We start from the raw sequence: 24,056 nt of genomic DNA, 5'->3' as shown, positions 1-24,056 counted from the left end.
AGCAGGCGGTGCGCGAGCTGGGCCGCGGAACGGGACGACCAGTTCGCTAGGCTTGAGCCCGGCGGTCGTCGTCCGCTGTCTCGTGCCCCCCGGAGCGCACCTCCGGTCCGGCTGCCTCGCTCGCCGTCCAACTGGACAGCAACTGCAGCGCCTCGGCTGAAGGGGAGCCGGGTTCGGCGGTGTAGCCGATCAGGGTGAGACCGGGCGCGGAGGCGACCTGCAGGCCTTCGAACCGCAGCGTCAGCTCGCCGACGACCGGGTGGCGGAACAGTTTCGTCCCCCGCCGGTGCGCCTTCACGTCGTGCGCTGCCCACCGGGTGCGGAACGCTTCGCTGCGGGTCGCGAGATCCCCGATGAGCCCCGTGACCGCTTTCGAATACGGTGCGCGGGCCGCTTCGACGTGCAGCAGGGCTACCGCGTCGTCGGCGGCCTTCTTCCAGTCCGGGAAGACTTCTTCGGCGCGGTCGTCGAGGAAGATGAACCGGGCGAGGTTCGGCGGGTGCGGGGCGCGCTCGTAGACGACGCCATAGAGGGCGCGGCCGAGCGCGTTGGCCGCGACCACGTCGAGGTGTCCGTTCTGGACGATCGCGGGGGCGTTGACCATCGTGTCGATCAGCGCTTGCACCCCCTCCGGCACCGGCTGCCGGACGGTGCGGCCGGAGCCGGCCCGTTTCCCGGCGGCGCGCGCGAGGTCGAACAGGTGCGTGGTTTCGGTGTCGTCCAACTGCAGCGCCGTGGCGATCGCGTGCAGCACCTCGTCGGAAACGCCGGACACGCGGCCGCGTTCGATCTGCACGTAGTACTCAGTGCTGACTCCGGCGAGCCGGGCGACTTCCTCGCGGCGCAACCCGCTGACCCGCCGCCGCCCGCCCGCGATGATTCCGGCCTGCTCAGGCGTGATTTTCGCGCGGCGGGTCATCAGGAATTCCCTGAGGTCGTTGGCGATCTCCATGCCTCGAGGGTAAACGCGGAACGCCGGCGGAAGGAGGGGCTGCCGGTACCCCCGACAAGCGGCATCTGCCACGCCCGCGCGAACCGCCGCAGAGTGGGTATCAGCAGCCCGGGCCGCCTGGTTCGGGACACCGAAGACGTGCAAGGAGTGAGTGCAGTGACGTCTGTGGAGGCAGTTACCTTCCCGAACGACTCGATCACCATGGCGGGAAACCTGTACCTGCCGGACGGTTTCGACCCCAAGGGCAGCTACCCGGCGGTCGTGACCGTGCACCCGGGCGGCGGCGTGAAGGAGCAGACCGCGGGCCTGTACGCGGAGAAACTGGCCGAGCAGGGCTTCGTCACGCTCGCGTTCGACGCCTCGTTCCAGGGCGACAGCGGCGGCGAGCCGCACCACCTGGAGGACCCAGCCGCGCGCGTGGACGACGTCCGGGCGGCGGTGGACTACCTGCAGACCCTCGGCTACGTCGACGCCAAGCAGATCGGCGGCCTCGGCGTCTGCGCCGGCGGCGGCTACCTGGTCAACGCCGCGTTGACGGACTACCGGATCAAGGCCCTCACCACGGTCAGCGCGGTGAACATCGGCACGTCGTTCCGCCGCAACTGGTACGGCACCGACTCCGACGCGGCCGCTGTCCCCACGCTGCAGGCCGTGGCGCAGCAGCGCACGGCCGAGGCTAAGGGCGCCGAGGCGGCTTACTTGCCTTACGTGCCGGCCGAGCCGGACGAGAACACCCCGCGCGACATGGTCGAGGCGAGCGAGTACTACCTGACCCCGCGCGCTCAGCACCCGAACGCGAAGAACAAGTTCCTGTTCACCAAGAGCGTGTCAAGGATCTTCACCTTCGACGCGTTCCACATGGTCGAGGACCTGCTGCAGCAGCCGCTCCTGGTGGTCGCGGGCAGCGACGCCGGTTCGCTGTGGATGTCCGCCGAACTGTACGGCCGCGCCCGCAGCCCGAAAAAGCTCGTCGTCGTCGAGGGCGGCGCGCACATGGACTTCTACGACGTGCCGAAGTACGTCGACCGCGCGGTCACCGAAGCGGTCCCGTTCTTCCGGGAAAACCTCGCCGCCACCCGCGGCGAGTAAACCGGTAGAGGCGGTCCTGCCGGACACACCGGCGGGACCGCCGTCCGCCGCGTTCCGGCAATCCGAGCTCCGCTGGTACTTCGGTTTCTCTGCAGGAGAATCACTTTCCCCCGGCGGAAAGGTCCTGCTGGTCGATCGTGGCGAACGGGGTGTGGGTGGCGGGGTCGAGGATCTCGTCGATGTGCTCCTGCACCAGCTCCGGCGTGAGGTCCTTGCTCGCGAACCCCTGATTGAAGTTGAAGCCGAGCACGAGGCGTTGTACCTCGCCGCCCCGCGCCTGCAGCACTTCGCCGTTGATCGCGCAGTCCTCGTGGGCGAGGTAGGCGACGACCGGGCTCACCAGCGAGGTGGGCAGGTTGTCGCGCATGAACTGCTTGAAGTCGTCGGGCAGGTCCGCCTCGTCAGACATGCGGGTCGCGGCGGTCGGCGCGATGGCGTTCATCTTGACCCCCACTTCACTTCCTGGGCCTCGAAGGCCAGCGTCCGGGTGAATCCGAAGATCGCGCCCTTCGCCCGGACGTACGGGGTCTGTTGCGGGAACCCGATGTGTGCACCCCGCCGACCGGCATCCGCACCACGCCCGCGCGGTGCACGTTGATACCGGCCCGGCCAGCTTGAACCCGCAGGCGAGGTGATTGGATCGCGCTCCCTCAGACCGGCCACGGCTGGCGCGAAACCGCCGGCGGCCTGCTGCGCGCGACCGGTGCCGCGCTGGCGGCTGGTCTCGGTCTCCCCGCGAGACCGGCGACAACCGCAGCCGTAATGCAGGCCAAGGAACGGGCCCGAGTCGCGGGACAGGAATTTGGCGGAGCGTTGCCGCTGCGACCGGCGACGGAAGCCGAACTGCCGTGTTGCCCACCGGTTCGCCGACCTGTTCCGTGTCGATCCTGCGTCCCACGCTGTTCAGCGGCAGTTCGGTGGCAGCTTCGGTGGCGAACACCGCGGACGGGATGCCACCGAGTCGAGACAGCTAGCCAGGTCGAGGAGGGCGCTGGCCGCGGCTGCGGGGTGCGACTGGTCGGAGTGATCGACTGAACGGGACCAGGCCGCGGCGACCGTATCCTGGTGGCGGTCAGGCAGCGCGCGGGCAGCAACGAGGCTAGGCCGCGGCACCGGTCGGCCAGCCGGTCCCGGGAGTCAGCGAACGCCAGGCCTCGGACAGTTGGCCCCTGCGCACGCCAAACGCCCGCGGTTCGGCCGGACCGGGAGTCAGAATTGTTCAGCCCCGGCAAACTTCGCACCGCTTCGCGAGGCGAACGCTATTGCAGGCGCCTCGGAAATGGTCGATGCAGTGGAGCGAATAGTCGGGGTGAATTCACCTAGTGTCATCCATGCAAGGATTCCGGAAACTATCGCGATCGGGCGGGCTCGAAATAGTCGGACCTTTGCTTTCTGGACGGCAGAATATAGGCACTCGTGCCGGTCGTCCGGAAGTATTGCGCGAGTGTCCACTGTGGATCATCTGGGCCGTTTCTGGGCCATTCGGCGATCAGAATCGCGGACGTCCTGGGTGTGTTCTCGCAGCCGAGTCCGGGCTCGCACGGTCAGGCAGGTCGAAGTGTTTCACCGCGCCGACGGCCACGTCGCGGCACGTTGGCTGGTGCCTGGCCGACGGTATATCCGCTGGCCAGGCACCACTTTGAAACCTTCTTCCCCTGCGCGGTTCGCCTACGGCAAGGCGCGGATCCCGTGGCGGTCAGCCGTGGCTTGCAGGTCTGTCGCCCAAGCGTCGGCAAGCGATCGGGATTATGTGCTCGGGATCAGCGACCCTTCTGGTCGACCCACCACTTCTGCCCGGCCTCGGGCAGCGTCTGAATCGGGTCGTAATACGGGTACTTCCGCTGCAACGCCTCCGGGTCCTCATGCTCGATCCCGGTCCGGTAGTTCTTGGTCCAGTACGAAATCCCCAGCTCCCGGTCGTACTCCGCCAACTGGTGCACCCACCGCTTCCCGACATACGGCACATCGCACACAATCCGCGGCGTAGCATACCCCGGCAAATACCCCATAATAGAATGCTGCAATTCCTGCGCTTCATGCACGGAAACCCGCCAGTGCTCCGCATTAGGAATCATGTCGCACATATAAAAGTAATACGGCAAAATGTTAGCCTCGCCCTGCAAAGCGAAGCAAAGATCCAAAAGCGCAGCCGGAGTGGCATTGACCCCGCGCATCAACACGCCCTGATTCCGCACATCCCGCACCCCGACCTGCAACGCCGTCCGCGCAGCCTCCGCCACCAGCGGCGTCACCGACTGCGCGTGGTTCACATGCGTGTGAATAGCCAGGTTCACCCCGCGGGCCTGCGCCGTAAGGGCGACCCGCTGCAGCCCCTCGGTCACCTTCGGCTGCAGCCAGTGCTGCGGCAGCGCCGCGAGCGCCTTCGTGGCCAGGCGGATGTCGCGGACCGTCTCGATGTCCATCAGTCGCATCAGGAACGACTCCAGTTGCGGCCACGGCACGTTCGCCACGTCGCCGCCGGAGACGACCACGTCGCGGACGCCGGGGGTGCGCTTCAGATAGTCGATCATCGCGTCCTGCCGGTCGACCGGCTTGAGCGCGAGTTTGTGCTTCTCGACCTGTTCGGTCGAGTTGCCGACGAGGTCCATCCGGGTGCAGTGCCCGCAGTACTGGGGGCAGGTCGAGATCATCTCGGCCAGCACCTTCGTCGGATAGCGGTGGGTGAGCCCCTCGACCACCCACATCTCGGCCTCGTGCAGCGAGTCGCGTTCGGCGTGCGGGTGACTCGGCCACACGGGATGCCGGTCGCTGCGCACGGGAAGCATGTAGCGGCGGATCGGGTCGGCGTAGAACGCCTCGGTCACCTTCGCCGGGTCGGTGCCCGCGTGCGGGGCCATCGTGTTGATCATCTGCGGCGGCAGCAGCATCGACATCGTGGCCATCTCGCGCTGGTCGGCGAGCAGGTCCTCGTAGAACCGCTCCTCCAGCAGATCGCCCATCAGCGCCCGCAGCTGCTTGGCGTTGCGCACGCAGTGCACGCGCTGCCACTGGGCGTCCCGCCACTCTGCTTCGGTGACGTCGTGCCAGCCGGGGAAGCGGCGCCAGTCGGGTTCTGCCAACTCTGCGCGGACGTACTCGTACGGCTGGTCGAAGGCGGCGGCAGTCGGCACAGGTTCCTGGATCGCAGTCATCTGTACTCCTAGTCGTCGGGAACGCGTGAAAATATCCTGCCATAACGTTAGTCGACCGTAAATCTTTCTGCACGATGACCCGGTCTGCCCTGCTCGGGGGACCAGGCGGGAGACTCGGGGAGTGAACGACAGCACCACGCTCCTGCTCGGCGGCCGCGTCTACACCCCGTCCTCCCCGGACGCCACCGCGATGGCGGTCTCGGGCGGCACCGTGGTGTGGGTCGGCCAGGACGCTCCGGCCCGCGCGCTGCACCCGGACGCCGAGGTCGTCGACCTGGGCGGAGCGTTCGTCGCGCCGGCGTTCGTGGACGCGCACGTCCACGCCACCTCCACCGGCCTGCACCTGACCGGTCTCGACCTGACCGCGATCCGCAGCTCAGCCGACCTGCTCGCCGCGGTTCGCGGGGCCGTCGTCCCGGGACAGGTCCTGCTCGCGCACGGCTGGGACGAGTCGTCCTGGACCGAGCAGCGGCTGCCGAGCCGCGCCGAACTCGACGCCGCCGCCGGGGACACGCCCGTCTACCTGAGCCGGGTCGACGTCCACTCCGCGCTGGTGTCCACCGCGCTCACGAAACTCGCGCCGGGCGTCGAGTCCGCGGCGGGATGGTCCGCAGACGGCCCGCTCACCCGCGCGGCCCACCACCTCGTCCGCGGGGCGGCCCGAGACGCGATCACCCGAGCGCAGCGTCAAGAAGCCCAGCGCGCGTTCCTCTCGACGGCCGCCGCGCGCGGGATCGTGTCGGTGCACGAATGCGCGGGCCCGGACATCTCCGGCGAGGAAGACTTCGCCGACCTCCTCGCGCTGGCCGACCCGGCCCTGCCGGAGATCGTCGGCTACTGGGGCGAGCTGAACGCCTTCGACACCGCCCGCCGCCTCGGCGCGCACGGCGTCGCCGGAGACCTTTTCGTGGACGGAGCGCTCGGCTCCCGCACCGCAGCCCTCACCTCTCCGTACTCCGACGAGCCCGGCACCTCCGGCTCCCTCTACGCCGACGCCGCAGTGATCGCCGATCACCTCGTCGCCTGCACCGAAGCCGGGCTGCAGGCGGGCTTCCACGTCATCGGCGACGCCGCGGTCGGCGAGGTGATCGAGGGGTTCCGGCTCGCCGAGAAGCAGGTCGGCCAGCGTCCCCTCGCCGCGCGGCACCACCGGCTGGAGCACCTGGAGATGGTCACTCAGGACCAGGCGCGCGCACTCGCCGGATGGGGCGTCGTCGCGTCCGTGCAGCCGCTGTTCGACGAAGCCTGGGGCGGCGACTCCGGCATGTACTCCGAACGTCTCGGCGCCCGCGCGGCGGCGCTGAACCCCTTCGCGCAGCTCGCCGTTGAAGGCGTTGTGCTTGCCTTCGGCAGCGACGCGCCGGTGACCGCTGTCGACCCGTGGGCCGCCGTACGCGCGGCCGTGCACCACCACACTCCCGAAGCGCGTCTCTCCGCGCGCGCCGCGTTCACCGCGCACACGCGCGCCGGACACCGCGCGGCGGGCGTCAACGACGGCGTCACCGGCAGCCTTGTCCCCGGCGCGCCCGCGCACTACGCGATCTGGGACGCGGCCGACCTCGTCGTCGCCACGGCCGACAGCCGCGTGCAGCGCTGGTCCACCGACCCGCGTTCGGGCGTTCCGCCGCTGCCGAGGCTGGAGCCGGGCGCGCCGCTGCCGCGCTGCCTGCGCACCGTCCGCGGCGGGACGGTCATCTACGACGAGTTCACACCGGCCGCTTAGAGTTCCGGGTGTGGCAGTGAGTGTGGCGGACGCCGATTCGGGCGTTCCGCACAAGACCAAGCGAAAGCGGGCGTGGAAGCCCTGGCTCGCGCGCGTCCTGGCGACGGCGGCGACGGGCTACGGCTACTACCTCAGCTTCGCCCCGCGCCCGCTGTGGTGGCTGGCCCCGATCGCGTTCGCCGCGTTCGCGCTGGTCCTTCGTGGACGGTCGTTCCGCGGCGCGTTCGGGTACGGCTTCGTGTTCGGCATGGCGTTCTTCGTGCCGCTGCTGGTGTGGCTGCAGGACTTCCTCGGCCGCGACTTCGGGCCGCTGCCGTGGCTGGCGTTGTCGTTCGCGCTGTCGCTCTACTTCGGACTCGCCGGGTGGCTGATCCGGGTCGTGGCGCGGCTGCCGCTGGCGCCGCTCTGGGGCGCTCTGGTGTTCATCGCGCTCGAGACGCCGCGCACCTGGTTCCCGTTCGGCGGGTTCCCGTGGGGCCGGGTCGCGTTCAGCCAGCCCGAGGGCGCGTTCCTGTCGCTGGCGTCGGTCGGCGGTGCGCCGCTGGTCGGGTTCGCCGTCGTGCTCACCGGTTTCGGCCTCGCAGCCGCGATAAGCGCGCTGTGGCGCACTCGCAAGGCCTGGGATCGCGCGCTGGTGTGGCCTGCCGTGTTCACCGTCCTTCCCGCCGCCGCGGGGCTCGCGGTGTGGCCGGCGATCGGCACCGAGGCGCAGAACGGTTCGCTCACCGTCGCGTCCGTCCAGGGCAACGCGCCGGACATCGGCCTGGCTTTGCAGGGACAGCGCGGGGTGCTGCGCGCGAACGCCCTCGCCGAAAGCTCCCGTCTGCTGCAGAAGGTCCAATCAGGACAGGCGCCGAAGCCGGATCTGGTGCTGTGGCCGGAAACCTCGACGCCGCTCGACGGCGACGACCCGGGCGTCGACCAGATGCTGTCGGCCTTCGGGACGCCCGGGATCATCGGCGCGCTCGTGCGCACGCCGGACGGGGCCGCGGAAAACTCCGCTGTCGTCTGGGATCCGAAGACCGGCCCGGGACAGCGTTACGTCAAGCAGGATCTGGTGCCCTTCGGCGAATACGTGCCCGCCCGCGCGATCGCACGGCTGGTGACGCCGTTCATCGACGACACCCGCGACATGCGTCCCGGCGACGGCTCCAACGCCGCGCTGTCGGTCGCGGGAGCCAAGATCGGCGTGTTCATCTGCTACGAGTCGGCGTTCGACGGCCCGGCGCGCGACGCGACGAACGCGGGCGGCGAACTGCTCGTCGTACCGACCAACAACGCGTGGTACGGGCCGGGGGAGATGAGCTACCAGCAGCTGGCGATGGCGCGGCTGCGCGCGGTCGAGCACGGGCGCGCGGTGGTGGTGTCGGCGGTGTCCGGGGTGAGCGCGCTGGTCGCCCCGGACGGGACGATCACCAGCTCCACCGGGCTTTTCACGGCGGATGCCCTGGTCGGGCGCGTGCCGCTGCGCACGCAGACTACGCTGTCGGATCGAATCGGTGCGTGGACGGAGTACGGACTGCTGGCGTTGGCGATCGCGGGTGTCGCCGGCGGGTTCGTGCTCCGTTTTCGCACCCGGCGCGGTACCGGCAAGACAGTGACAACGGGGACCACAGCAGGGGAAGCGGCGGGCTGACTCGCCGGATGCGGAGGAGACGGATGGCGCAGGCGCCTCGGGGGGCCGAAACGATCGAACCGGTGCTGGTGGTGATCCCGACCTACAACGAGCGGGAGAACCTCGGCCCGGTGCTGGACCGGCTCCACAAGGCACTTCCGGACGTCGACGTGCTCGTCGTCGACGACGGCAGCCCGGACGGCACCGGCGAGCTGGCCGACGAGCGCGCGGCCGCGGACAAGCGGGTGCACGTGCTGCACCGCACCGCGAAGGAAGGCCTCGGCAAGGCCTACATCGCCGGGTTCCATTGGGGGATGGAGCACGGCTACGCGACGTTCGTGGAGATGGACGCCGACGGTTCGCACGCGCCGGAGGACCTGCCGCGCCTGCTGGACGCGGTCGGCGACGCCGACCTCTCGATCGGGTCGCGGTACGTGCCCGGCGGCAGCACGGTGAACTGGCCGCTGCGCCGGACGCTGCTCTCGCGCGGGGCGAACCTGTACTCGCGGATCGCGCTCGGGATCAAGGTGGCGGACATGACCGCGGGGTTCCGCGTGTACCGCCGCCCGGTGCTGGAGAAGCTGGCGCTGAACGAGGTCGCCTCGCACGGCTACTGCTTCCAGATCGACCTCACGCGCCGCACCGCGGACGCCGGGTTCGACATCGTCGAGGTGCCGATCACCTTCACCGACCGGGAGATCGGCGTGTCGAAGATGAGCGGCGGCATCATGTCCGAGGCGTTCTTCCGGGTCGCGGAGTGGGGCGTGCAGCGCCGCCTGGCCCAGCTGAAGAAGCTGCTGGGCCGAGGCTGACGGTTCTCTAGTTCAGGACGCGGTAGGTGAGGTGTTCGGCGCCCGGCGTCGACACCGTACCGAGCGGCTCCAGGCGCACCGGCGCGGGATTTCCCTTGGGGAACAACGGGGTTCCGTCACCGAGGACGATCGGCGCGAGGTGGATCCGCAGCACGTCCGCCAAGCCGGCGTAGAGGACCTGCGACGCGATCGACCCGCCGCCGCCCACGGTGACGTTCTTCCCGCCCGCGGCCGCGCGCGCCTGTTCGATCGCGCTTTCGAGGCCGTCGGTGACGAACCGGAACCGCGCGCCCAGCCGCACTTTTTCGGGCCGGGCGTGGGTGACGACGAACACCGGCGGCGCGGGGATCCGGTCCTCTCCCTCGCCGTAGCCGTCCTCGTCGGCCCAGCCGTTGGGGCCGTCCACGACGTCGAACATGGCGCGGCCCATGACCACCGCTCCGGTGTCGGTGAACGACCGGTGCAGGATCTCCGCATCGCGCGGCGTCGGGTCGGACACCCAGGCGTGCAGCGGTTCTCCGCCGATGCCGAGCCCGTGGTCGGGGCCGGCGCCCGGGGCGGTGACGTAGCCGTCCAGCGACATCGAGATGTCCACGACCACCCGGCTCGCCTCCGGCCGGTCCGCGTCGCGCGCGAGTTCGTCGAGCCGGTCCATCGAATCGAGGATCCCGCGCTCCATCCCGCTCGCGACCATGGCGTCGCGCGCCTCGACGCTCGGGAAGACCGACCGGGTCCGCAACCGCGTCCGGCCGTCGAGGTCTTCGAAGGTCATGCTCTCCAGGCTGACGTTGCCCGGCGCGCCCTCGTACTCGAAGGTCTGCACGATCCGCTCGGCGTTCTCCACCGCGTGGAAGACGCCGTGGAAGAAGTACTCGCTGCCGTCGGTGTCGCGATGCACGTAGCGGTACGCCCCGCCGGCGTGCGCGTCGAACTCCAGGATGCGCATCTCGATGTCGCGCGGACCGAGCCAGCGCGTGATCAGGTCAGGGTCGGTGTAGGCGCGGAACAGCTGCGCGGGGGTCGCGTCGAAATCGCGGACGACCTCGATGAACGGGCTGCCGGGCTGGGCGGTGATGGTGGTCGCGGTCATTTGTCTTGCTCCTTGGTCTTCTCGAGGGCACTGGTCTTTTCGAGGGCGCTGGTCTCTTCGAGGAGGCTGTCGAGGCGGCGGAACTCGCGTTCGCGGGTGAGCCGGTAGGCGTCGATCCAGCTGGTCAGTTCTTCGAGAGCGGCGGCGTTGAGGTGGCACGGGCGGCGCTGGCCGTCGCGGCTGCGCGTGATGAGCCCGGCCGCCTCCAGCACCTGGACGTGCCGCGACACGGCTTGCTTCGTCACCGGGAACGGCTCGGCCAGCTCGTTCACGGTCGCTTCGCCGCGCGAGAGCCGGGCGATCAGCGCGCGCCGGATCGGGTCGCCGAGCGCGGTGAACGCCCGGTCCAGCCGGTCCTCGACATTGTCAACGGACATCTTTATCAACCGATCTCTTTATCAAGCAGTACGTTGACAATAAGCTCGTCGCGTCCGGAGGGCAAGGGGTCAGCGGGATTCAGCTCTTGCGCACTGAGGTCGTCTCGACATCGACCGCCGCGCCGCTCGCCGCGACCGGCTTGAGCCGCGGAACCGGCTGTCCGGCCTCGTCGACGAGTACGGAGTGGTCTTCGCCGGGGGAGAAGGCGTGCCGCTCGCCCCACTGCCGGAGCGCGACGACGACCGTGAACAGATCGCGTCCGGCCGGCGTGAGCGAGTAGACCTGCCGCTTGCCGGACTCCGCGGCCTGCCGGTCGAGGACGCCGCGCTCGACCAGGCGGCGCAGGCGGTCGGTGAGGATGTTGCGGGCGATGCCGGTGCGCTGCTGGAAGTCGGTGAACGCCCGCGCGCCGTCCATCGCGTCGCGGACGATCAGCAGGCTCCACCGGTCGCCGACGAGGTCCAGGGTGCGGGCCACCGGACACGACGGGTCGGTCCAGGCCGGGTTCTCGCCCACGAGCGCGCCTCCTTGATGAGTTGCTCTTTGAAACCATTCTGCCGTACGGTGCGATCAGTTGCAATTTGCTACTGATTGGGGGAGTCATGGGCCTCACCACGGGCCGCCGGACGGTGTTCGCCGCGGTGTGCGCGGTCGCCGTCGCGAGCATTTACGCCGCTCAGCCGGTTCTGGCGGAGATCGGCAGGGATCTGGGCGTGCCGGACGCGGGAGTGGGCTGGATCGTCGCCGCCGGACAGCTCGGCTACCTGGCCGGGCTCGCCGTGCTGGTCCCGCTGGGCGATCTCGTCGACCGCCGCAAGCTCATCGCCGGACACCTGCTGCTGACCGCAGTCGGCACGGCATTGGCCGCAGCCGCCACCCAAACCTGGTTGCTGCTGACCGGATTAGTGCTCGCGGGCCTGTTCGCGGTGGTCGTGCAGACGACAGTCGCCTACGCCGCCGCATTGTCCACTTCGGACGAACGCGGCCGCACGCTCGGCGTCGTGACGTCCGGTGTCGTCATCGGAATCCTCGGCGCCCGCGTCGCCGCCGGTGCCTTGGCTGAGCTATGGGGTTGGCGCAGCGTCTACGGTGCGCTCGCGGTGCTGCTGGTGGTGCTCGCCGGTCTGGTGCTGAAGACGATGCCGCCAGACCCGCGTCGTGACGGCACGACGTACCGGCAGGTGTTGACGTCGCTCGGCGGCCAGTTCCGCGAGCCGCTGTTCCTCTCGAGGGGCCTGATCGCGTTCTTCCTGTTCGCCTCGTTCGGCTCGCTGTGGAGCGGCCTGTCGCTGCCGCTCGCCGCGGATCCGTGGAACCTGAGCACCGCGCAGATCGGCCTGTTCGGACTGGTGGGCCTGGCAGGCGCGCTGGGCGCCGCCCGAGCGGGACGCTGGGCGGACAGGGGACGCGCGAGCCTCGTTACCGGCGGAGCTCTGGTCCTGCTGGCGGTGTCGTGGCTGGCCGTCGGGCAGCCGTCGTTGTGGCTGCTGGGCGTGGGCGTGCTGGTGCTTGATTTCGCCGTGCAGGCGGTGCATGTCAGCAATCAGCACCTGCTCACCGCGGCGCATCCGGACCGCACGAGCAGCGTCATCGGCGGCTACATGATCTTCTACTCGCTCGGCTCCGCCTTGGGCGCGGCCGCGACGACCACGGCGTTCGCGGCGGCCGGCTGGACCGGCTCCAGCATCCTGGGCGCGGCGTTCGCCGGATGTGCGTTCGCGGTGTGGTTCACAGCGGAATGTCGTGCTCGGCGACGTAGTGCCGGATCAGTGCTGCCATCGAGCGGCGAAAGGAATCCTGCCTGCTGTCGCTGAGGGTGCCGGCCAGCTGGCCGATCTCGGTCCGGATCGCCTCGCGCACCAGCCGCACGACCGCCCGGCCGTCCTCGGTGTCGGTGACGTGCACGGCGCGCCGGTTGCCGGGCACCGCGTTCCGCCGCACCAGCCCGCGCCGCTCGGCGCGGTCGACGAGCCCGGTGACGCTGGACTTCTCCAGTTCCAGGATCCCGGCCAGCTGCCGCATGCCGATCTCGCGGTCGTCGAGCACGGCGAGCATCCGCAGCTGGGTGACCGACAGGCCGTGCTCTCCGGCGAGACGGCCCAGGATCGCCTGCACGACGAACGACAGCTGCATGAGCCCGTCGACCAGGTCCGGGGCCGGGGCGTTTTCAGGGGAGGAATCGGTCACAGCGGCCAGGTTAGCTTGACCGAGTTCGTGGCACCAACTATTTTAGTTCGTGACACGAACAGTACTTGAGGCAAACCTGGAGAGGTGCATGGCGGACCGGAAACGCGTCGCCGTCGTCGTCGGCAGCACCCGCCCCGCCCGCATCTGCGGCGGGATCGCCGCCTGGGCGCGCGACGCGCTGGGAGAAGGCAGCGACCTCGCCTACGACCTGGTCGATCTCGCCGACCTCGCGCTGCCGTTCCTCGACGAACCCGTCAAAGCCGCGCTGCAGCAGTACAAACACGAACACACCCGGGCGTGGAGCGGGCTCGTGCAGGGCTACGACGGCTTCGTCTTCGTGTTCCCGCAGTACAACTGGGGCTACCCGGGGGTGCTCAAGAACGCGCTGGACTACCTGTACCGGGAATGGCGCGACCGCCCGGCAAGCCTGCTCACCTATGGCACCCGCGGGGGCGACAAGGCCGCCGAACAGTTCATCGGCGTCCTGCACGGGCTGCACATGCGCGTGCTCGACACGCACGTCGAAGCCGTCATCACCGACCAGGACGTGGACGAAAACTGGCAGCTGCGCGACCTCGACCGCACGTTGCACCCGAACCGCGCACTGCTGCGCAGGATCGACCGAGAGATGGCCGAAGCACTCGGCTGACCGAAGAAACGGAGAACCAGACATGCCAGCAACCGCACGCCGGATCGGCTTCATCGGGCTCGGGAGGATGGGCGCCGCCATGGCCGGCCGCCTGCTCGACGCGGGCTACGACGTCACGGTGTGGAGCCGCAGCGCGGGCAAGGCGGACGACCTGGCCGCACGCGGCGCGACCGTGGTCGGCGCCCCCGAGGCCGCGATCGCCACCGGAACCGTCTTTTCCATGCTCAGCAACGAAGACGCGGTGCGCCAGGTGTTCACCGCCGAGCGGATCCGCTCCGCGCCGGAAGGCTTCCTCCACGTCAACCACGCGACCATCAGCCCGGACGCCGCCCGCGAATTCGCCGCGCTCGGCGGGCGCTACCTCAGCGCCCCGGTGATCGGCCGCCCGGAAGCCGTGACGGCCGGGAACCTCGCCGTGCTGGTCTCCGGCGACGCCGCCGTCCGCGCCGAGGCGGAGCCGATGCTCGCCGCGATCGGCCGGCGGGTCTGGGACTTCGGCGACGCCGCGGACGCCGCCCCGACGGCGAAAATCTCGGTCAACTACCTGATCATCCACGCGCTGCAGGCACTGTCCGAGTCGATCACTCTGCTGCAGCACGCCGGCCTGGACGCCGGGCGGTTCGTCGAGACGATCACCGATTCGGTGTTCCCCGGCCCGGTGTACCGCGGCTACGGCGACTCCATCGCCGCGGGCTCCTACACCCCGCCGGGATTCACCACGACGCTCGGATTGAAGGACCTGGACCTCGCGCTGCGCACAGCGGGCGATCTCGGCGTCGACCTGCCCACCGGGCCGGTCCTGCACGACGTGTTCGCCACCGCGGTCGAGCAGATCGGCGCGGACCTCGACTGGGCCAGCATCGCCGAAGTCACCCGCAGGCGGTCCGAAGGAACGACCGCCTGCGGGTCCCGCTGTTCGTGGCAGGATCGAACCCGCGAGCCTGCCCGGAACAGCGGGACGACCCCGAGCGGACAGTCCGGACCTGTGCTCAGCGGCGCGCCGCTCGCCTAGGTCGGCGACCGCTGCGACGGCGACGACCCGGTGCGCGCCTGGGAAGAGCCGCCGCGGACCGTGCGACGGCGACGTGTACTTCATGTGTCGCGGACCCCGGACTTCCTCGCGCCGCCGGTCAAGCTGCCCGCGCCCGCTGCGAGCCGCGCTGTGCCGCGGGGGAGACGTGCCGCGGACGCGAAACGGCCCCCGCGGGGGGAGGTCGCGGGGGCCGTTCCTGTTCGGTGGTGGGAGCCAGCTACTGGCCGAGGCTCAAGCGGACCGGCTGGTCCGGCGTCCCTTGAGCTCGGCGAGACGTTCGTTCAGCAGGTCCTCGAGCTCGGGGATGGAGCGGCGCTCCAGCAGCATGTCCCAGTGGGTCCTGGGGGGCTTGACCTTTTTTTGCTCGGGCTGCCCGCCGTCGACGATCTCGGATTCGCTGCCGTGCAGGCGGCACTCCCACACCGTCGGGATCTCGGCGTCGTCGGAGAACGGCACCTCGAACTCGTGGTTCTTGGGGCAGGAGTAGCGCACGGTACGGCGCGGAGCGAGGTCGTGATTGCGGTCGGTCTCGTAGCTGACCGCTCCCAGCCGGCTTCCACGGAGAACACGGTCGGCCATAGTGGGATTCCTTTCAGTCAGCTCCGGGTGGAGCCAGGGTGATGCTCACCCTATGCAACGAACGAGGCATCCGAGAGATTCCCGGCGCCCCATGTCGCTGCTCACGATGAGCTGCGTCACCCGTGGTCTTCAGCTTCCTCCAGAGGGAGTCCTTTCGCCCTCTGACGTGACGCGGATACCGCCTTCTTAGTGCGGATATCCCCCAGTCGGGCTAGTTAGGTTAGCTCTAGGACAACCGTAACTGACCGTGCTGGGCGGCAGCGGGTCCCAGATCCCCCGAGCGGAAGTGGCGACGGCACAGTACCTGATAACGGACCGTGACCATTTCGGCATCAGACCGTGCTGAAGCTGAAGGTTCAACTACGGAGTGTTCGGTATCTGCTACCACAACGGTGTCTCCGTCACGGAGAATCACGTCCTCGCGGACCCGCGCGTTGAACCGGCCGGGCAGCCCGCACCAGCAGAGCACCTCGACCTGGACCGGCTGCAGTTCGTCGGCGAGTTCGAACAGCCGGGCGGCACCGGGGAACAGCCTGCTGCGGAAGTCGGTCGCGATGCCGAAGCAGTACACGTCGATGCCCGCCTCGTCGGCGAGTTCGGCCAGCTGGTCGACCTGGCCGGGGGAGAGGAACTGCGCCTCGTCCACGATCACGTAGTCCACGTGCTGCCCGCGCGCCCACTGCTCGCGCACCAGGTCCCGGATGTCGGTGCCGGTCGCGACCTCGGTCGCGCGCCGCGCGAGGCCGATCCGGCTGGTGATCTGCGGCGCGCCGGACCGGTCGTGGCGGACCAGCACGAGCCCGCGGCGGCCCTGGCGCGCGTGGTTGTGGTCGATCTGCAGCGCGAGCGTCGACTTCCCGCAGTCCATCGGGCCGTAGCAGAACTTCAGCCGTCCCCGCGCGGGACCGTTGCGCCGGGCCCCGGCCGGCGGGGCCGCGGAAAGCGCGTCGGTGGGGTCCTCGAGCACAACGTCGTCTGCAGCGGTCACGACGCCCGACCCTATCTGGGCCTCACAGCACCTCCGGCGGACGGTTGCCGGCGGCCGCGATCGCGCGCCGCACCGGGACCAGCGCGACGAACACGAACCCGAGCACGAAGAACACCACGAGCGCGACGATCGCCAGCCGGAACGACCCGGTCGCCTGCCCGACGCCGGCGAACACCAGCGGCCCCAGCCACGACGTGCCCTTCTCGCCCACGACGTAGAGCGAGTAGTACTGCGCGTCCTTCCCAGCCGGGATCATCTGGCTGAACAGCGACCTGGCCAGCGCGTTCGTCCCGCCCAGCACGAGCCCGATGCCGATCGCCACGGCGAAGAACTGCAGCGGCTGCTTCGGCTGCACGAAGTACGCGCCGCCGAGCACCACGACCCAGAGCACGAGACTGACCAGGATCGTCCGCTTCGCGCCGAGGCGTCGCGCGAGCAGTCCGTGCAGGACGCCGCCGGCGTAAGCGAGGAACTGGATCACCAGCACAGTGATGATCAACACTTCGTCGGAGAACCGAAGCTCGTCCTTCCCGTACTGCGCCGAGACCGTGACGACGGTGTTGATCCCGTCCGCGAAGAGCAGGTAGCTGCCGAGGAAGGCGAGCGTGAGCGGATACGCCTTCGCCTCGCCGAGCGTCTGGCGCAGCTCTCGGAAACCCGATCGCAGCACCGAGACGCCGCGTTCGGTCGCGGTCGGCACGTGGACGCGGGGGAGCCTCCGCAGCGTCGGGATGGTGAAGACGGCCCACCAGATGCCCGAGGTCAGGAAGCAGATCCGCACCGCGAGGCCGGTGTCGATGCCGAGGGACTCGCGACTGAGGTAGAAGGCGAGCTGCAGCGCGAGAGCGAGCCCGCCGCCGAGGTAGCCGAACGCCCAGCCCTTGGCCGAAACGTCGTCGCGCTCGTCCGGCGTCGCGATGTCCACCAGGAACGAGTAGTAGACGACCAGCGAACCGCCGTAGCCGATGTTCGCGACGATGAACAGCGCCGCGCCCAGCTGCCAGTCCGAACCGGCCATGAAGAACATCAGCGCCGACGCCACCGCGCCCAGCACCGCGAACCCGCCGAGGATCTTGCGCTTGTTGCGGCTGCGGTCGGCCACCGCGCCCGCGATCGGCAGCACCAGAACCTGCACCACTGTCGCCACCGACAGCAGATAGCCCCAGAGCGAACCGGCGGGGAAGTGGAGGCCGAACAGCGACACGTCGCAGTGGTTGAGCTTGTCGTCCGCTCCCGCCGCGTTGAGGCAAGCCCTGTCCCCGTTAAGGGTGATGTTCTGCTTCGCGTCCGCGGCCGCCACAGTGCTCATGTACAGCGCGCCGAACACCGTCGTGACCGACGAATAGAACGGCGAGTTGGCCCAGTCGTAGAAGTACCAGCCCCACCGCTCCCGCTTGCTGTCCCGGGTCTCGGCCAGCGTCATCCACGGCTCCTCGTTCGGTCATGAATCTCCAGGTCGCGCCGGACATTACTGCCGCGAGGGCAACCGGTACCGCCGAAGGGGGCAAACCGTGTCCGGTTCGTCGCTTCCGGTTTCCGCCACGCCGCGCGCAGGAACATCCGACACGCCGGGCCGGGCGTGTCGCTGCCGGAAGATCCGGGCGTGTCATGTGAGACTGCTGTGCGTGGTGTGACTCTTGTGGTCCATGAGTCACGTGCTTAGTGTGCGTGGCATGACCAACCGCGTTCGCACTGCCAGACGGGCCGCCGCTCGAGCCTTGCTGCTCGTGGTCGCCGTCCTCGGCATGGAACTCGTCGTCACCGGCGCCGCCTCCGCGGACCCCCACTCGGACACCTGGGCCAAGCTCCGCATGTGCGAGTCGAGCGGCCGCTACACGATCAACACCGGCAACGGCTACTACGGCGCCTACCAGTTCGACCTCTCCACCTGGCGCAGCGTCGGCGGCCAGGGCCGCCCCGACCAGGCCAGCCCGCGCGAGCAGGACTACCGCGCGCTGTACCTCTACCGGATGCGCGGCTGGCAGCCCTGGGAATGCGGCGGCATGCTCGGCCTCTCCAACGACGGCGACGCCCGCAGCAAGCGCGTCCCCGCATGGGAAGAGGCCGCCTACATCGGCGGCGGCGGACTGCCCACGCCGCCCGCGCCCAAGCCGCAGCCCACCCCGCCGCCGGGACCGCCCGGCGCGACGCCCGCGTGGCCCGGCCTCGTCTACGCCTACGGAGACTGCGCGCCCGCGCTGCGCACGTTCCAGCTGCGGATGAACGCCTTCGGCTACGGCTTCAGCGGCACCGGCTGCTACTACGACAAGACCCGCACCGCGGTCCTGGACCTGCAGCGCGCCAACGGCATCAACGACTCGGGCCGGCTGGGTCCGAAGACGTGGAAGGCCGCGTGGGAAGGCAAGGCTCCGCGCTGACCCGCGCCGCATCGGCGTAGCGCGCGGAGAGCTGCCGGAAAGCTTCGGCGAGTTCGGCCGGGCCGACGACTTCGAGATCAGCGTCGACCCGGCCGAACGAAGCGGCCAGCCCGCGCCACGACCAAGCCCCGAGACTCACCCGGCACCGGTCCGGCCCGAGCGCCTCGATCACGCCGTCGGCCAGGTAACTCGCCGCCTCGGTCGCCGGAAGATGCAGAATCACCTCGCCGCGGCATGGCCATTCGCCGGACAGATCCGTCCCGCGGAACTTCGCGGCCACGAACGCCGCGACATCGGCCAGCCCGCGCTCCGCGAACCGCGGCCCGGTGGGCGTACGCGGCGTGATCCGGTCCGCGCGGAAGATTCGCCAGTCCTCGCGATCGAGATCCCACGCGACCAGATACCACCGCTGGCCCCACGTGACGAGATGATGCGGCTCCACGCGCCGAGGCGGCGTATCCGTTGGGGCGTAATCGAACCGCAGCACCTCCCGGGCACGCACCGCGGCGCTCAACGCCACGAGAGTCTGCGGATTCGCGCTCGGCGCCGGACGCTCGACGGCGGTGAAGCTCAAGGCGTCCACCCGATGCCGCAACCGCGCGGGCATCACCTGCCGCACGGTCTGCAACGCCCGCCTTGCCGCCTCCTCGATCCCAGCCCCGGTCGCGGCCTGCAATGCGATCGCCAGCGCGACAGCCTGGTCGTCGTCGAACAACAACGGCGGAAGCTGCGCCCCGGCGTCCAGCCGATAACCGCCGTCCGGACCCTTCGTCGTGACGATCGGATAGCCCAGCTCCCGCAACCGGTCGACGTCGCGGCGCACTGTGCGCGGACTGACCTCCAGCCGCTCGGCCAGCAGCGCACCCGGCCAATCCCGCCGAGCCTGAAGCAACGAAAGCAGCGACAACAGCCGCGCGGAGGTCTTCGGCACGCCCTCGATCCTGCCTTGAGTAGCGGTCAGGTTGTGTCCGCTACTTCCACGCACCCCGCTCCCGCAGCACCTCGCGCAGCAGATCGGGCCGGTCCGTCACGATCCCGTGCACGCCGAGGTCCAGCAGGCTCCGCATCTGGTCCGCGTCGTCGATCGTCCACGTGTGCACCTCGAACCCGCGCCGCACCGCCGACTTCACGAACGAACGGTCGACCACCGTCAACGGCCCCTGCCGCACCGGAACCTGCGCCAGCCAGCCCGCCGAGAACCGGCTGATCGGCAGCAGCGGAGCCCAGCCGTTCGCCCACAACAGGAACGCCGACCGCGGCCCCATCGCGGTCAGCAGCTTCGGCCCCGCCAGCCGCCGCAGCCGAGCGAGCCGGGAGTCCGAAAAGGACGCCGCCGCGACCCGGTCCACCGCCCCGGTCCGCTGCAACGCCCGCACGAACGGGACCACCGCGCTGTCGGCCTTCACATCGATGTTGAAAAACGCGTCCGGCAGCTCCTCGAGCAGATCCTCCAGCCGCGACAACGGCGCCCGGCCGTCGATCTTGACGTCCTTGAGCTGCGCCCAGGTCTGCGTCGCGATCGCCCCGCGCCCGTCGGTCGTCCGATCGAGCGTCGAGTCGTGATGGACGACGACCACCCCGTCCGACGTGGCGTGCACGTCGGTCTCGAGGTAGCGGTACCCCTCGGCGACCGCGCGCTGGAACGCCGGCAGCGAGTTCTCCAGCCCCTCCAGATCGCCGAGATGCCAGCCGCGGTGGGCGAAGGCGCGGGGGAGCGAGTCGGCGAGGTACGGAAACGGTGGACGCATGGTTCCAGTCTGCGCCATCGGTGTGGCCCCGTCGTGAGAACGTGATGGACAGCTAGAGTCCGGCGGGTGAGGGAACTGGCCGAACACGCTCTGACCGGCGACGAACGCGTCGTGCCGCGCCGCACGAACGCCCCGAAACACTGCGGCTGGTGCGGACGCCGCCTGCCCGAAGCGGGCAACGTCGGACGCCGCCGGCGCTACTGCGGGCAATCCTGCCGCCAACGCGCGTACGAACGCCGGACCGCCCTGCAACGCAGCGGCCTGCCCGAAGACGCGGTCGTGCTGTCGGACACCGAGATCGCGGCGTTGCAGGACCGGCTCTTCCAGCTGCGCTGCGCCGCGGAGGACATCGTGACCGCCGCCCAGGATGGTGCTTCCTCGGGGGAGTTGCGGCAGTTGGCCGAGGAGATCGCGGCTGCGGCGAAGGATCTCGAACAGCTTCGCTGAGGATACTTTCTTGCCTTGAAAATCTCCGTCTGACGAGGGCGAGGCCAGCCCCCGCGGCCCCGGCGCGCTGGACGCCCCTGGAAGGCTGGTCGCCTGGATCTCCCCGGAGCACGACGGCTGCCTGAATTCGAGTTGACCTTCCAGTGGGTGGAAGGTCCAGATTGAGGGCATCGACGAGGCAACCGGCCGCTACCCGATCGGGGAACTTGCTCGCCGCACCGGGCTGTCCGCGCGGACGATCCGGTTCTGGTCCGACAGCGGAGTAATACCGCCCGCGGAACGGTCCGCCGGCGGCTACCGGCTCTACAGTGCCGACGCGGTCGGCCGTCTGCACCTGGTCAGGACACTGCGCGAGCTTGGCTTCGGCCTGGACAAGGTACGAGAGGTGCTCGACAGCCAGTCCACGCTGGCCGAAGTCGCCGCGAGCCACGTCGAGGCCCTCGAAGCTCAGATCCAGCTCTTGCGGCTGAACCGCGCGGTCCTGCTCAACGCCCTCAGCCGAGACGACAAGACCGAAGGACTGGCCGTGATGCACGAACTCGCCCGATTGCCGGCCCGCGAACGGCAACAGCTCATCGACGGCTTCGTCGACAAGATCTTCGCCGGCGTCGACGACCCGGACGCTCTGGTCATCGCCGAGTTCATGCGAGAGATGCCGCCGCGGTTGCCCGACGACCCGACGTCCGCCCAGGTGGACGCCTGGATAGAGCTGGCCGAACTCGTCTCCGACGACGACTTCCAGCACACCATGCGGCAGATGGTGCTCCACGGCGACTCCGACCACCGCATCGATTTCGGCCTCAACATCCGGCCGCTGGTCCTCGAACACGCCGGCCCCGCCGCGGCGAAGGGGATCGCACCGGACTCGGACGCCGGACACACGATCCTCGACCGGATCGTGCCCGCCGATCTCGGCGACAGCGAGTCGCGGGCACTGCTCGAATGGCTTGATCTGGTCGCCGAACCCCGGGTCGAACGCTACTGGGAGCTGCTGGGCTTGATCGACAATCGCCCGCCGGGTCCGCGCAGCGTGCCTGCTTTCACGTGGCTCGCTGCCGCCCTGCGGGCACACCGATGACACGGGACAGCGCCCGCGGCTGAAGAGAACCTCGGCCGAAACTCCTGCCCACGACGATCGCCGCTACCTGGTTCGGCAGCGGGTTGTGGCTGCTGCGCGGCGGTTTTCGTATCGGCGAACTGCTACGCCCGGCACAGGGGAGAGGCTGACGTCAGTCTCCGCCCGTGCGGCGGTTGCTCGACGCGCCAGCATCCGCGCGACCCACTGCCAACGGGTCCCCGCCTCCAGGTCCGGATCGCGTTGTGGCACAGAGTGCGCACTCGCCGCGCGCTGCTCACGACTGCGGAAGTTCCGCCGCCCTCGCCAGATTCTCCAGCGACGCCGCCAAGTTGCCCGCCGTCATCGAGCGGGCGCGGGTGTTGCGCATCGTGTCGTTGGGATCCAGCTCGGTCCAGTCGTAGGTGTGCGTCACCTCCGTGCGCGTCGCGCCGAGCGGGTTCAGCTCCCAGCGCCACAAATGGCCCGGCGGCTGCTTGCCCGGTTCCGACGGACGCCACGCCACCCGGCGCGCCTCCTCGAATTCCACGATGCGGTTCTCCCGGAGCCAGCCGTTCGTGAGGGTCGTCGTGAACACGTCGCCGACCGCGTGGACGCGCTGGCCCGGCTTCGCCTCGGACAGGTTGTCGTTGCCGTCCCAGCTGGGCTGCCGCGACGGGTCGGCGATCAGCTCGAAAATCCGCTCCGCCGGGGCCTCGATCTCACGGCTCGCGCGCACGACGCGCGAAGGTTCGTCAGTCACCCGCTCATGCAATCACATCGGCCTCCCGCGCAGCGCCCTCTTCGGAAGAGTCCTCCCGGGCCAACCCGTTGAGCGCCCGATAAGTGCGGTTGCTCGCCGCGGCGGCTCGCTGTTCCCGGCCGGTCGCCTCGATGTAGTTCTGACTCGTCGCGAGGCTCGCGTGGCCCAGCAAGGACATGATCTCCGACGCGGTCGCACCGTCCTCGGCCAAGCGCGTGGCGAAAGTGTGCCGCAGGGCATGGAGATTCGCGCCCGTCGGCACGCGGTCGTGCAGGCCCGCCCACCGGTAACACGACTTCACCAGATACTCCAGCGCGCCCCGGCCGATCGGATTGCCCGCCCGGTCCCGCAGCAGCGGCTCGCTTGCCGGGAAACGCTGCCGGGGAAAGCGCCGACGGCACGAAGCCTGGTAGTCCTCGATCAGTTTCGCCATCGCCGGCTGCACCGGGATCGACCGGTCCCGGCTGCCCTTGCCGTGGACGTGCAGCCGCAGTTCGCCGTCTCGCCCGACCACCGACCGTGGCGTCAGCGCGCGCATTTCCGCTGCCCGCAGGCCTGCGACCAGCCCGAGCGCCAGCACCAGCACATCCCGCTCCGGCCAAGGATCCCGCGCGCGCCGGGCGCCGTCGGCCGCGGCGGTCAGCAGCTGCTCGGGAGTTTCCTCGCCCCGCAAAGGTTTCGGCGTGAGCGGGGGAGTCTTGGGCCGCGCGACGGCTCCCATCGGATTGCCCGGGAGCAGTCCGTCGGACACGCAGAAGGTAAGGAACTGGTTCCACGTCGACCACGCGCGCAGCACCGAACTTTTCGCGTGGGTGTCGGCAAACGTGCCGAAGGCGGCCCGCAGCACCGGTGCTGTCAGCTCTTCGACCTCCGCCTCGTCACGACCCAGCTCCGCCAGCAGGAGAGCGGTGATCCCGGCGAGGTCGCGCCGATAGGCGGCAGTGGTGTGCGGCGAGTCTTTGCGCGGCCGCCGTGCCGCGAAGAACGCTTGCTGTGCCTCGGAAACGAGCATAGTGATCTTGTACCGCACAGCACCGACAATTTCTTCGACGCCGCTCGTTGCTAGCCACTGTCTGATATATGATGCATAATAGCGATTATGCATGAAACATGGCCGGGGAAGGGCTTCGGCGAGGCTTGAGAAGGGGTCGAATCCCCTTGGGGGACAGCACCTTTCGAGCAACCCTCTCGCGCCTGAATGCTCCCTGTGTGACGTGAAAAGTCGCTGTTCGCGCGCGCGTCAGCACTGTGAATCGGCCTGACGACGGACTGGATCCGCGACGCGTTCATCTGGTCGAGTGGATCTTCAAGCCGCCGAGTCAGCCTCAGCGCGTTGGAGAAAGTTGTTGTGCTCCAACCTCAACGTCCAGCCAGTCGTGGGTTTTTTAGGTGCGAGGTGCGGTATGAAAAAAACAAGAA

At 69.5% G+C, this 24,056-nt stretch carries 24 protein-coding genes and 1 pseudogene; 11 read left to right on the top strand and 14 right to left on the bottom strand.

The features are described from left to right. Positions 1–46 precede the first annotated feature (46 nt). Entirely contained in the window at positions 47–952 is a 906-nt protein-coding gene (locus ACFXI3_RS09725) for a helix-turn-helix domain-containing protein (protein WP_378399222.1), read from the bottom strand. A gap of 156 nt (positions 953–1,108) precedes the next feature. On the opposite strand from ACFXI3_RS09725, the gene ACFXI3_RS09720 reads away from it, so the two are divergent. After that, complete coding sequence (locus ACFXI3_RS09720; protein WP_378399221.1) at positions 1,109–2,041, top strand: alpha/beta hydrolase; 933 nt, start codon at positions 1,109–1,111, stop codon at positions 2,039–2,041. 100 nt (positions 2,042–2,141) lie between these two features. Here ACFXI3_RS09720 and ACFXI3_RS09715 read toward each other — a convergent pair whose 3' ends face one another. Together ACFXI3_RS09715 and ACFXI3_RS09710 are read right to left on the bottom strand one after the other, a co-directional pair. Next, positions 2,142–2,495 (bottom strand): hypothetical protein, encoded by a 354-nt coding sequence (locus ACFXI3_RS09715; protein WP_378399220.1) that lies wholly within the window; start codon positions 2,493–2,495, stop codon positions 2,142–2,144. 1,306 nt (positions 2,496–3,801) lie between these two features. After that, the gene (locus tag ACFXI3_RS09710; RefSeq protein WP_378399219.1) at positions 3,802–5,193 is read right to left on the bottom strand and encodes a KamA family radical SAM protein; all 1,392 of its coding nucleotides are present in this window, start codon (positions 5,191–5,193) and stop codon (positions 3,802–3,804) included. Between the two features lie 121 nt (positions 5,194–5,314). Here ACFXI3_RS09710 and ACFXI3_RS09705 point away from each other — a divergent pair, with 121 nt between their 5' ends. Genes ACFXI3_RS09705 through ACFXI3_RS09695 form a run of 3 tightly spaced genes read left to right on the top strand, consistent with a single transcriptional unit; the run spans position 5,315 to position 9,343 of the window. Next, positions 5,315–6,916, top strand: a complete 1,602-nt coding sequence (locus ACFXI3_RS09705; RefSeq protein ID WP_378399218.1) for an amidohydrolase — start codon at positions 5,315–5,317, stop codon at positions 6,914–6,916. A 10-nt stretch (positions 6,917–6,926) separates the two neighbouring features. After that, the gene (gene lnt / locus ACFXI3_RS09700) at positions 6,927–8,552 is read left to right on the top strand and encodes an apolipoprotein N-acyltransferase (protein WP_378399217.1); all 1,626 of its coding nucleotides are present in this window, start codon (positions 6,927–6,929) and stop codon (positions 8,550–8,552) included. A 23-nt stretch (positions 8,553–8,575) separates the two neighbouring features. Beyond that, positions 8,576–9,343, top strand: coding sequence for a polyprenol monophosphomannose synthase (locus tag ACFXI3_RS09695; RefSeq protein ID WP_378399216.1), 768 nt, complete (start codon positions 8,576–8,578; stop codon positions 9,341–9,343). Between the two features lie 7 nt (positions 9,344–9,350). Here ACFXI3_RS09695 and ACFXI3_RS09690 read toward each other — a convergent pair whose 3' ends face one another. The 3 genes from ACFXI3_RS09690 to ACFXI3_RS09680 form a co-directional block, all read right to left on the bottom strand. After that, positions 9,351–10,433, bottom strand: coding sequence for an SRPBCC domain-containing protein (locus tag ACFXI3_RS09690; protein ID WP_378399215.1), 1,083 nt, complete (start codon positions 10,431–10,433; stop codon positions 9,351–9,353). Continuing rightward, positions 10,430–10,810, bottom strand: a complete 381-nt coding sequence (locus ACFXI3_RS09685) for an ArsR/SmtB family transcription factor (protein ID WP_378399214.1) — start codon at positions 10,808–10,810, stop codon at positions 10,430–10,432. Before ACFXI3_RS09685 ends, ACFXI3_RS09690 begins: the two co-directional genes overlap by 4 nt. A gap of 79 nt (positions 10,811–10,889) precedes the next feature. Beyond that, positions 10,890–11,327 (bottom strand): winged helix-turn-helix transcriptional regulator, encoded by a 438-nt coding sequence (locus ACFXI3_RS09680; RefSeq protein ID WP_378399213.1) that lies wholly within the window; start codon positions 11,325–11,327, stop codon positions 10,890–10,892. An 86-nt stretch (positions 11,328–11,413) separates the two neighbouring features. Between ACFXI3_RS09680 and ACFXI3_RS09675 the strand changes: the two genes are divergently transcribed. After that, positions 11,414–12,625 (top strand): MFS transporter, encoded by a 1,212-nt coding sequence (locus ACFXI3_RS09675; RefSeq protein ID WP_378399212.1) that lies wholly within the window; start codon positions 11,414–11,416, stop codon positions 12,623–12,625. On the opposite strand, the gene ACFXI3_RS09670 is transcribed toward ACFXI3_RS09675, so the two are convergent. Then, a complete protein-coding gene (locus tag ACFXI3_RS09670; RefSeq protein ID WP_378399211.1) occupies positions 12,540–12,998 on the bottom strand; it encodes a MarR family winged helix-turn-helix transcriptional regulator in 459 nt (152 codons plus the stop codon). The genes ACFXI3_RS09675 and ACFXI3_RS09670 overlap by 86 nt on opposite strands. 88 nt (positions 12,999–13,086) lie before the next feature. On the opposite strand from ACFXI3_RS09670, the gene ACFXI3_RS09665 reads away from it, so the two are divergent. The 3 genes and pseudogenes from ACFXI3_RS09665 (at position 13,087) to ACFXI3_RS09655 (ending at position 14,659) form a co-directional block, all read left to right on the top strand. Continuing rightward, the gene (locus ACFXI3_RS09665; protein WP_378399210.1) at positions 13,087–13,647 is read left to right on the top strand and encodes an NADPH-dependent FMN reductase; all 561 of its coding nucleotides are present in this window, start codon (positions 13,087–13,089) and stop codon (positions 13,645–13,647) included. 13 nt (positions 13,648–13,660) lie between these two features. Then, a pseudogene (locus ACFXI3_RS09660) lies at positions 13,661–14,125 on the top strand (NAD(P)-dependent oxidoreductase); the annotation flags it as partial. Next, positions 14,108–14,659, top strand: coding sequence for an NAD-binding protein (locus ACFXI3_RS09655; RefSeq protein ID WP_378399298.1), 552 nt, complete (start codon positions 14,108–14,110; stop codon positions 14,657–14,659). The pseudogene ACFXI3_RS09660 and the gene ACFXI3_RS09655, both read left to right, overlap by 18 nt. 252 nt (positions 14,660–14,911) lie before the next feature. Here ACFXI3_RS09655 and ACFXI3_RS09650 read toward each other — a convergent pair whose 3' ends face one another. The 3 genes from ACFXI3_RS09650 to ACFXI3_RS09640 all read right to left on the bottom strand — a co-directional run bounded on the left by ACFXI3_RS09650 (position 14,912) and on the right by ACFXI3_RS09640 (position 17,670). Then, positions 14,912–15,259, bottom strand: a complete 348-nt coding sequence (locus ACFXI3_RS09650; RefSeq protein WP_009078445.1) for an RNA polymerase-binding protein RbpA — start codon at positions 15,257–15,259, stop codon at positions 14,912–14,914. Between the two features lie 226 nt (positions 15,260–15,485). After that, positions 15,486–16,247, bottom strand: coding sequence for a thymidine kinase (locus ACFXI3_RS09645; RefSeq protein ID WP_378399209.1), 762 nt, complete (start codon positions 16,245–16,247; stop codon positions 15,486–15,488). A 22-nt stretch (positions 16,248–16,269) separates the two neighbouring features. Further along, a complete protein-coding gene (locus ACFXI3_RS09640) occupies positions 16,270–17,670 on the bottom strand; it encodes an MFS transporter (protein ID WP_378399208.1) in 1,401 nt (466 codons plus the stop codon). 250 nt (positions 17,671–17,920) lie between these two features. Here ACFXI3_RS09640 and ACFXI3_RS09635 point away from each other — a divergent pair, with 250 nt between their 5' ends. Next, the gene (locus ACFXI3_RS09635; protein ID WP_378399207.1) at positions 17,921–18,625 is read left to right on the top strand and encodes a transglycosylase family protein; all 705 of its coding nucleotides are present in this window, start codon (positions 17,921–17,923) and stop codon (positions 18,623–18,625) included. Here ACFXI3_RS09635 and ACFXI3_RS09630 read toward each other — a convergent pair. After that, entirely contained in the window at positions 18,558–19,556 is a 999-nt protein-coding gene (locus tag ACFXI3_RS09630; RefSeq protein ID WP_378399206.1) for a helix-turn-helix transcriptional regulator, read from the bottom strand. The genes ACFXI3_RS09635 and ACFXI3_RS09630 overlap by 68 nt on opposite strands. 40 nt (positions 19,557–19,596) lie before the next feature. Beyond that, a complete protein-coding gene (locus ACFXI3_RS09625; RefSeq protein WP_378399205.1) occupies positions 19,597–20,373 on the bottom strand; it encodes a glycerophosphodiester phosphodiesterase in 777 nt (258 codons plus the stop codon). 66 nt (positions 20,374–20,439) lie between these two features. Between ACFXI3_RS09625 and ACFXI3_RS09620 the strand changes: the two genes are divergently transcribed. Together ACFXI3_RS09620 and ACFXI3_RS09615 are read left to right on the top strand one after the other, a co-directional pair. Continuing rightward, positions 20,440–20,820 (top strand): hypothetical protein, encoded by a 381-nt coding sequence (locus ACFXI3_RS09620; protein ID WP_378399204.1) that lies wholly within the window; start codon positions 20,440–20,442, stop codon positions 20,818–20,820. 160 nt (positions 20,821–20,980) lie between these two features. Beyond that, positions 20,981–21,898: a MerR family transcriptional regulator gene (locus tag ACFXI3_RS09615; protein ID WP_378399297.1), complete on the top strand. Its 918-nt coding sequence runs from the start codon at positions 20,981–20,983 to the stop codon at positions 21,896–21,898. Positions 21,899–22,172: 274 nt separating this feature from the next. On the opposite strand, the gene ACFXI3_RS09610 is transcribed toward ACFXI3_RS09615, so the two are convergent. Together ACFXI3_RS09610 and ACFXI3_RS09605 are read right to left on the bottom strand one after the other, a co-directional pair. Further along, positions 22,173–22,637, bottom strand: a complete 465-nt coding sequence (locus ACFXI3_RS09610; protein ID WP_378399203.1) for an SRPBCC family protein — start codon at positions 22,635–22,637, stop codon at positions 22,173–22,175. Between the two features lie 4 nt (positions 22,638–22,641). Further along, entirely contained in the window at positions 22,642–23,667 is a 1,026-nt protein-coding gene (locus tag ACFXI3_RS09605) for a tyrosine-type recombinase/integrase (RefSeq protein WP_378399202.1), read from the bottom strand. Between the last annotated feature and the right edge of the window lie 389 nt (positions 23,668–24,056).

The organism is Amycolatopsis sp. NPDC059235, from assembly GCF_042754125.1.
Lineage (GTDB): Bacteria > Actinomycetota > Actinomycetes > Mycobacteriales > Pseudonocardiaceae > Amycolatopsis > Amycolatopsis albidoflava.
This window is presented reverse-complemented; position numbering and strand designations above follow the sequence as displayed.

What these genes read in the sequence shown, in the direction of transcription:
- ACFXI3_RS09725 (WP_378399222.1), bottom strand. Translation starts at nt 952, where the DNA reads ATGGAGATCGCCAACGACCTCAGGGAATTCCTGATGACCCGCCGCGCG.
- ACFXI3_RS09710 (WP_378399219.1), bottom strand. Translation starts at nt 5,193, where the DNA reads ATGACTGCGATCCAGGAACCTGTGCCGACTGCCGCCGCCTTCGACCAG.
- ACFXI3_RS09695 (WP_378399216.1), top strand. Translation starts at nt 8,576, where the DNA reads ATGGCGCAGGCGCCTCGGGGGGCCGAAACGATCGAACCGGTGCTGGTG.
- ACFXI3_RS09690 (WP_378399215.1), bottom strand. Translation starts at nt 10,433, where the DNA reads ATGACCGCGACCACCATCACCGCCCAGCCCGGCAGCCCGTTCATCGAG.
- ACFXI3_RS09685 (WP_378399214.1), bottom strand. Translation starts at nt 10,810, where the DNA reads ATGTCCGTTGACAATGTCGAGGACCGGCTGGACCGGGCGTTCACCGCG.
- ACFXI3_RS09675 (WP_378399212.1), top strand. Translation starts at nt 11,414, where the DNA reads ATGGGCCTCACCACGGGCCGCCGGACGGTGTTCGCCGCGGTGTGCGCG.
- ACFXI3_RS09665 (WP_378399210.1), top strand. Translation starts at nt 13,087, where the DNA reads ATGGCGGACCGGAAACGCGTCGCCGTCGTCGTCGGCAGCACCCGCCCC.
- ACFXI3_RS09655 (WP_378399298.1), top strand. Translation starts at nt 14,108, where the DNA reads ATGCTCGCCGCGATCGGCCGGCGGGTCTGGGACTTCGGCGACGCCGCG.
- ACFXI3_RS09650 (WP_009078445.1), bottom strand. Translation starts at nt 15,259, where the DNA reads ATGGCCGACCGTGTTCTCCGTGGAAGCCGGCTGGGAGCGGTCAGCTAC.
- ACFXI3_RS09640 (WP_378399208.1), bottom strand. Translation starts at nt 17,670, where the DNA reads ATGACGCTGGCCGAGACCCGGGACAGCAAGCGGGAGCGGTGGGGCTGG.
- ACFXI3_RS09635 (WP_378399207.1), top strand. Translation starts at nt 17,921, where the DNA reads ATGACCAACCGCGTTCGCACTGCCAGACGGGCCGCCGCTCGAGCCTTG.
- ACFXI3_RS09625 (WP_378399205.1), bottom strand. Translation starts at nt 20,373, where the DNA reads ATGCGTCCACCGTTTCCGTACCTCGCCGACTCGCTCCCCCGCGCCTTC.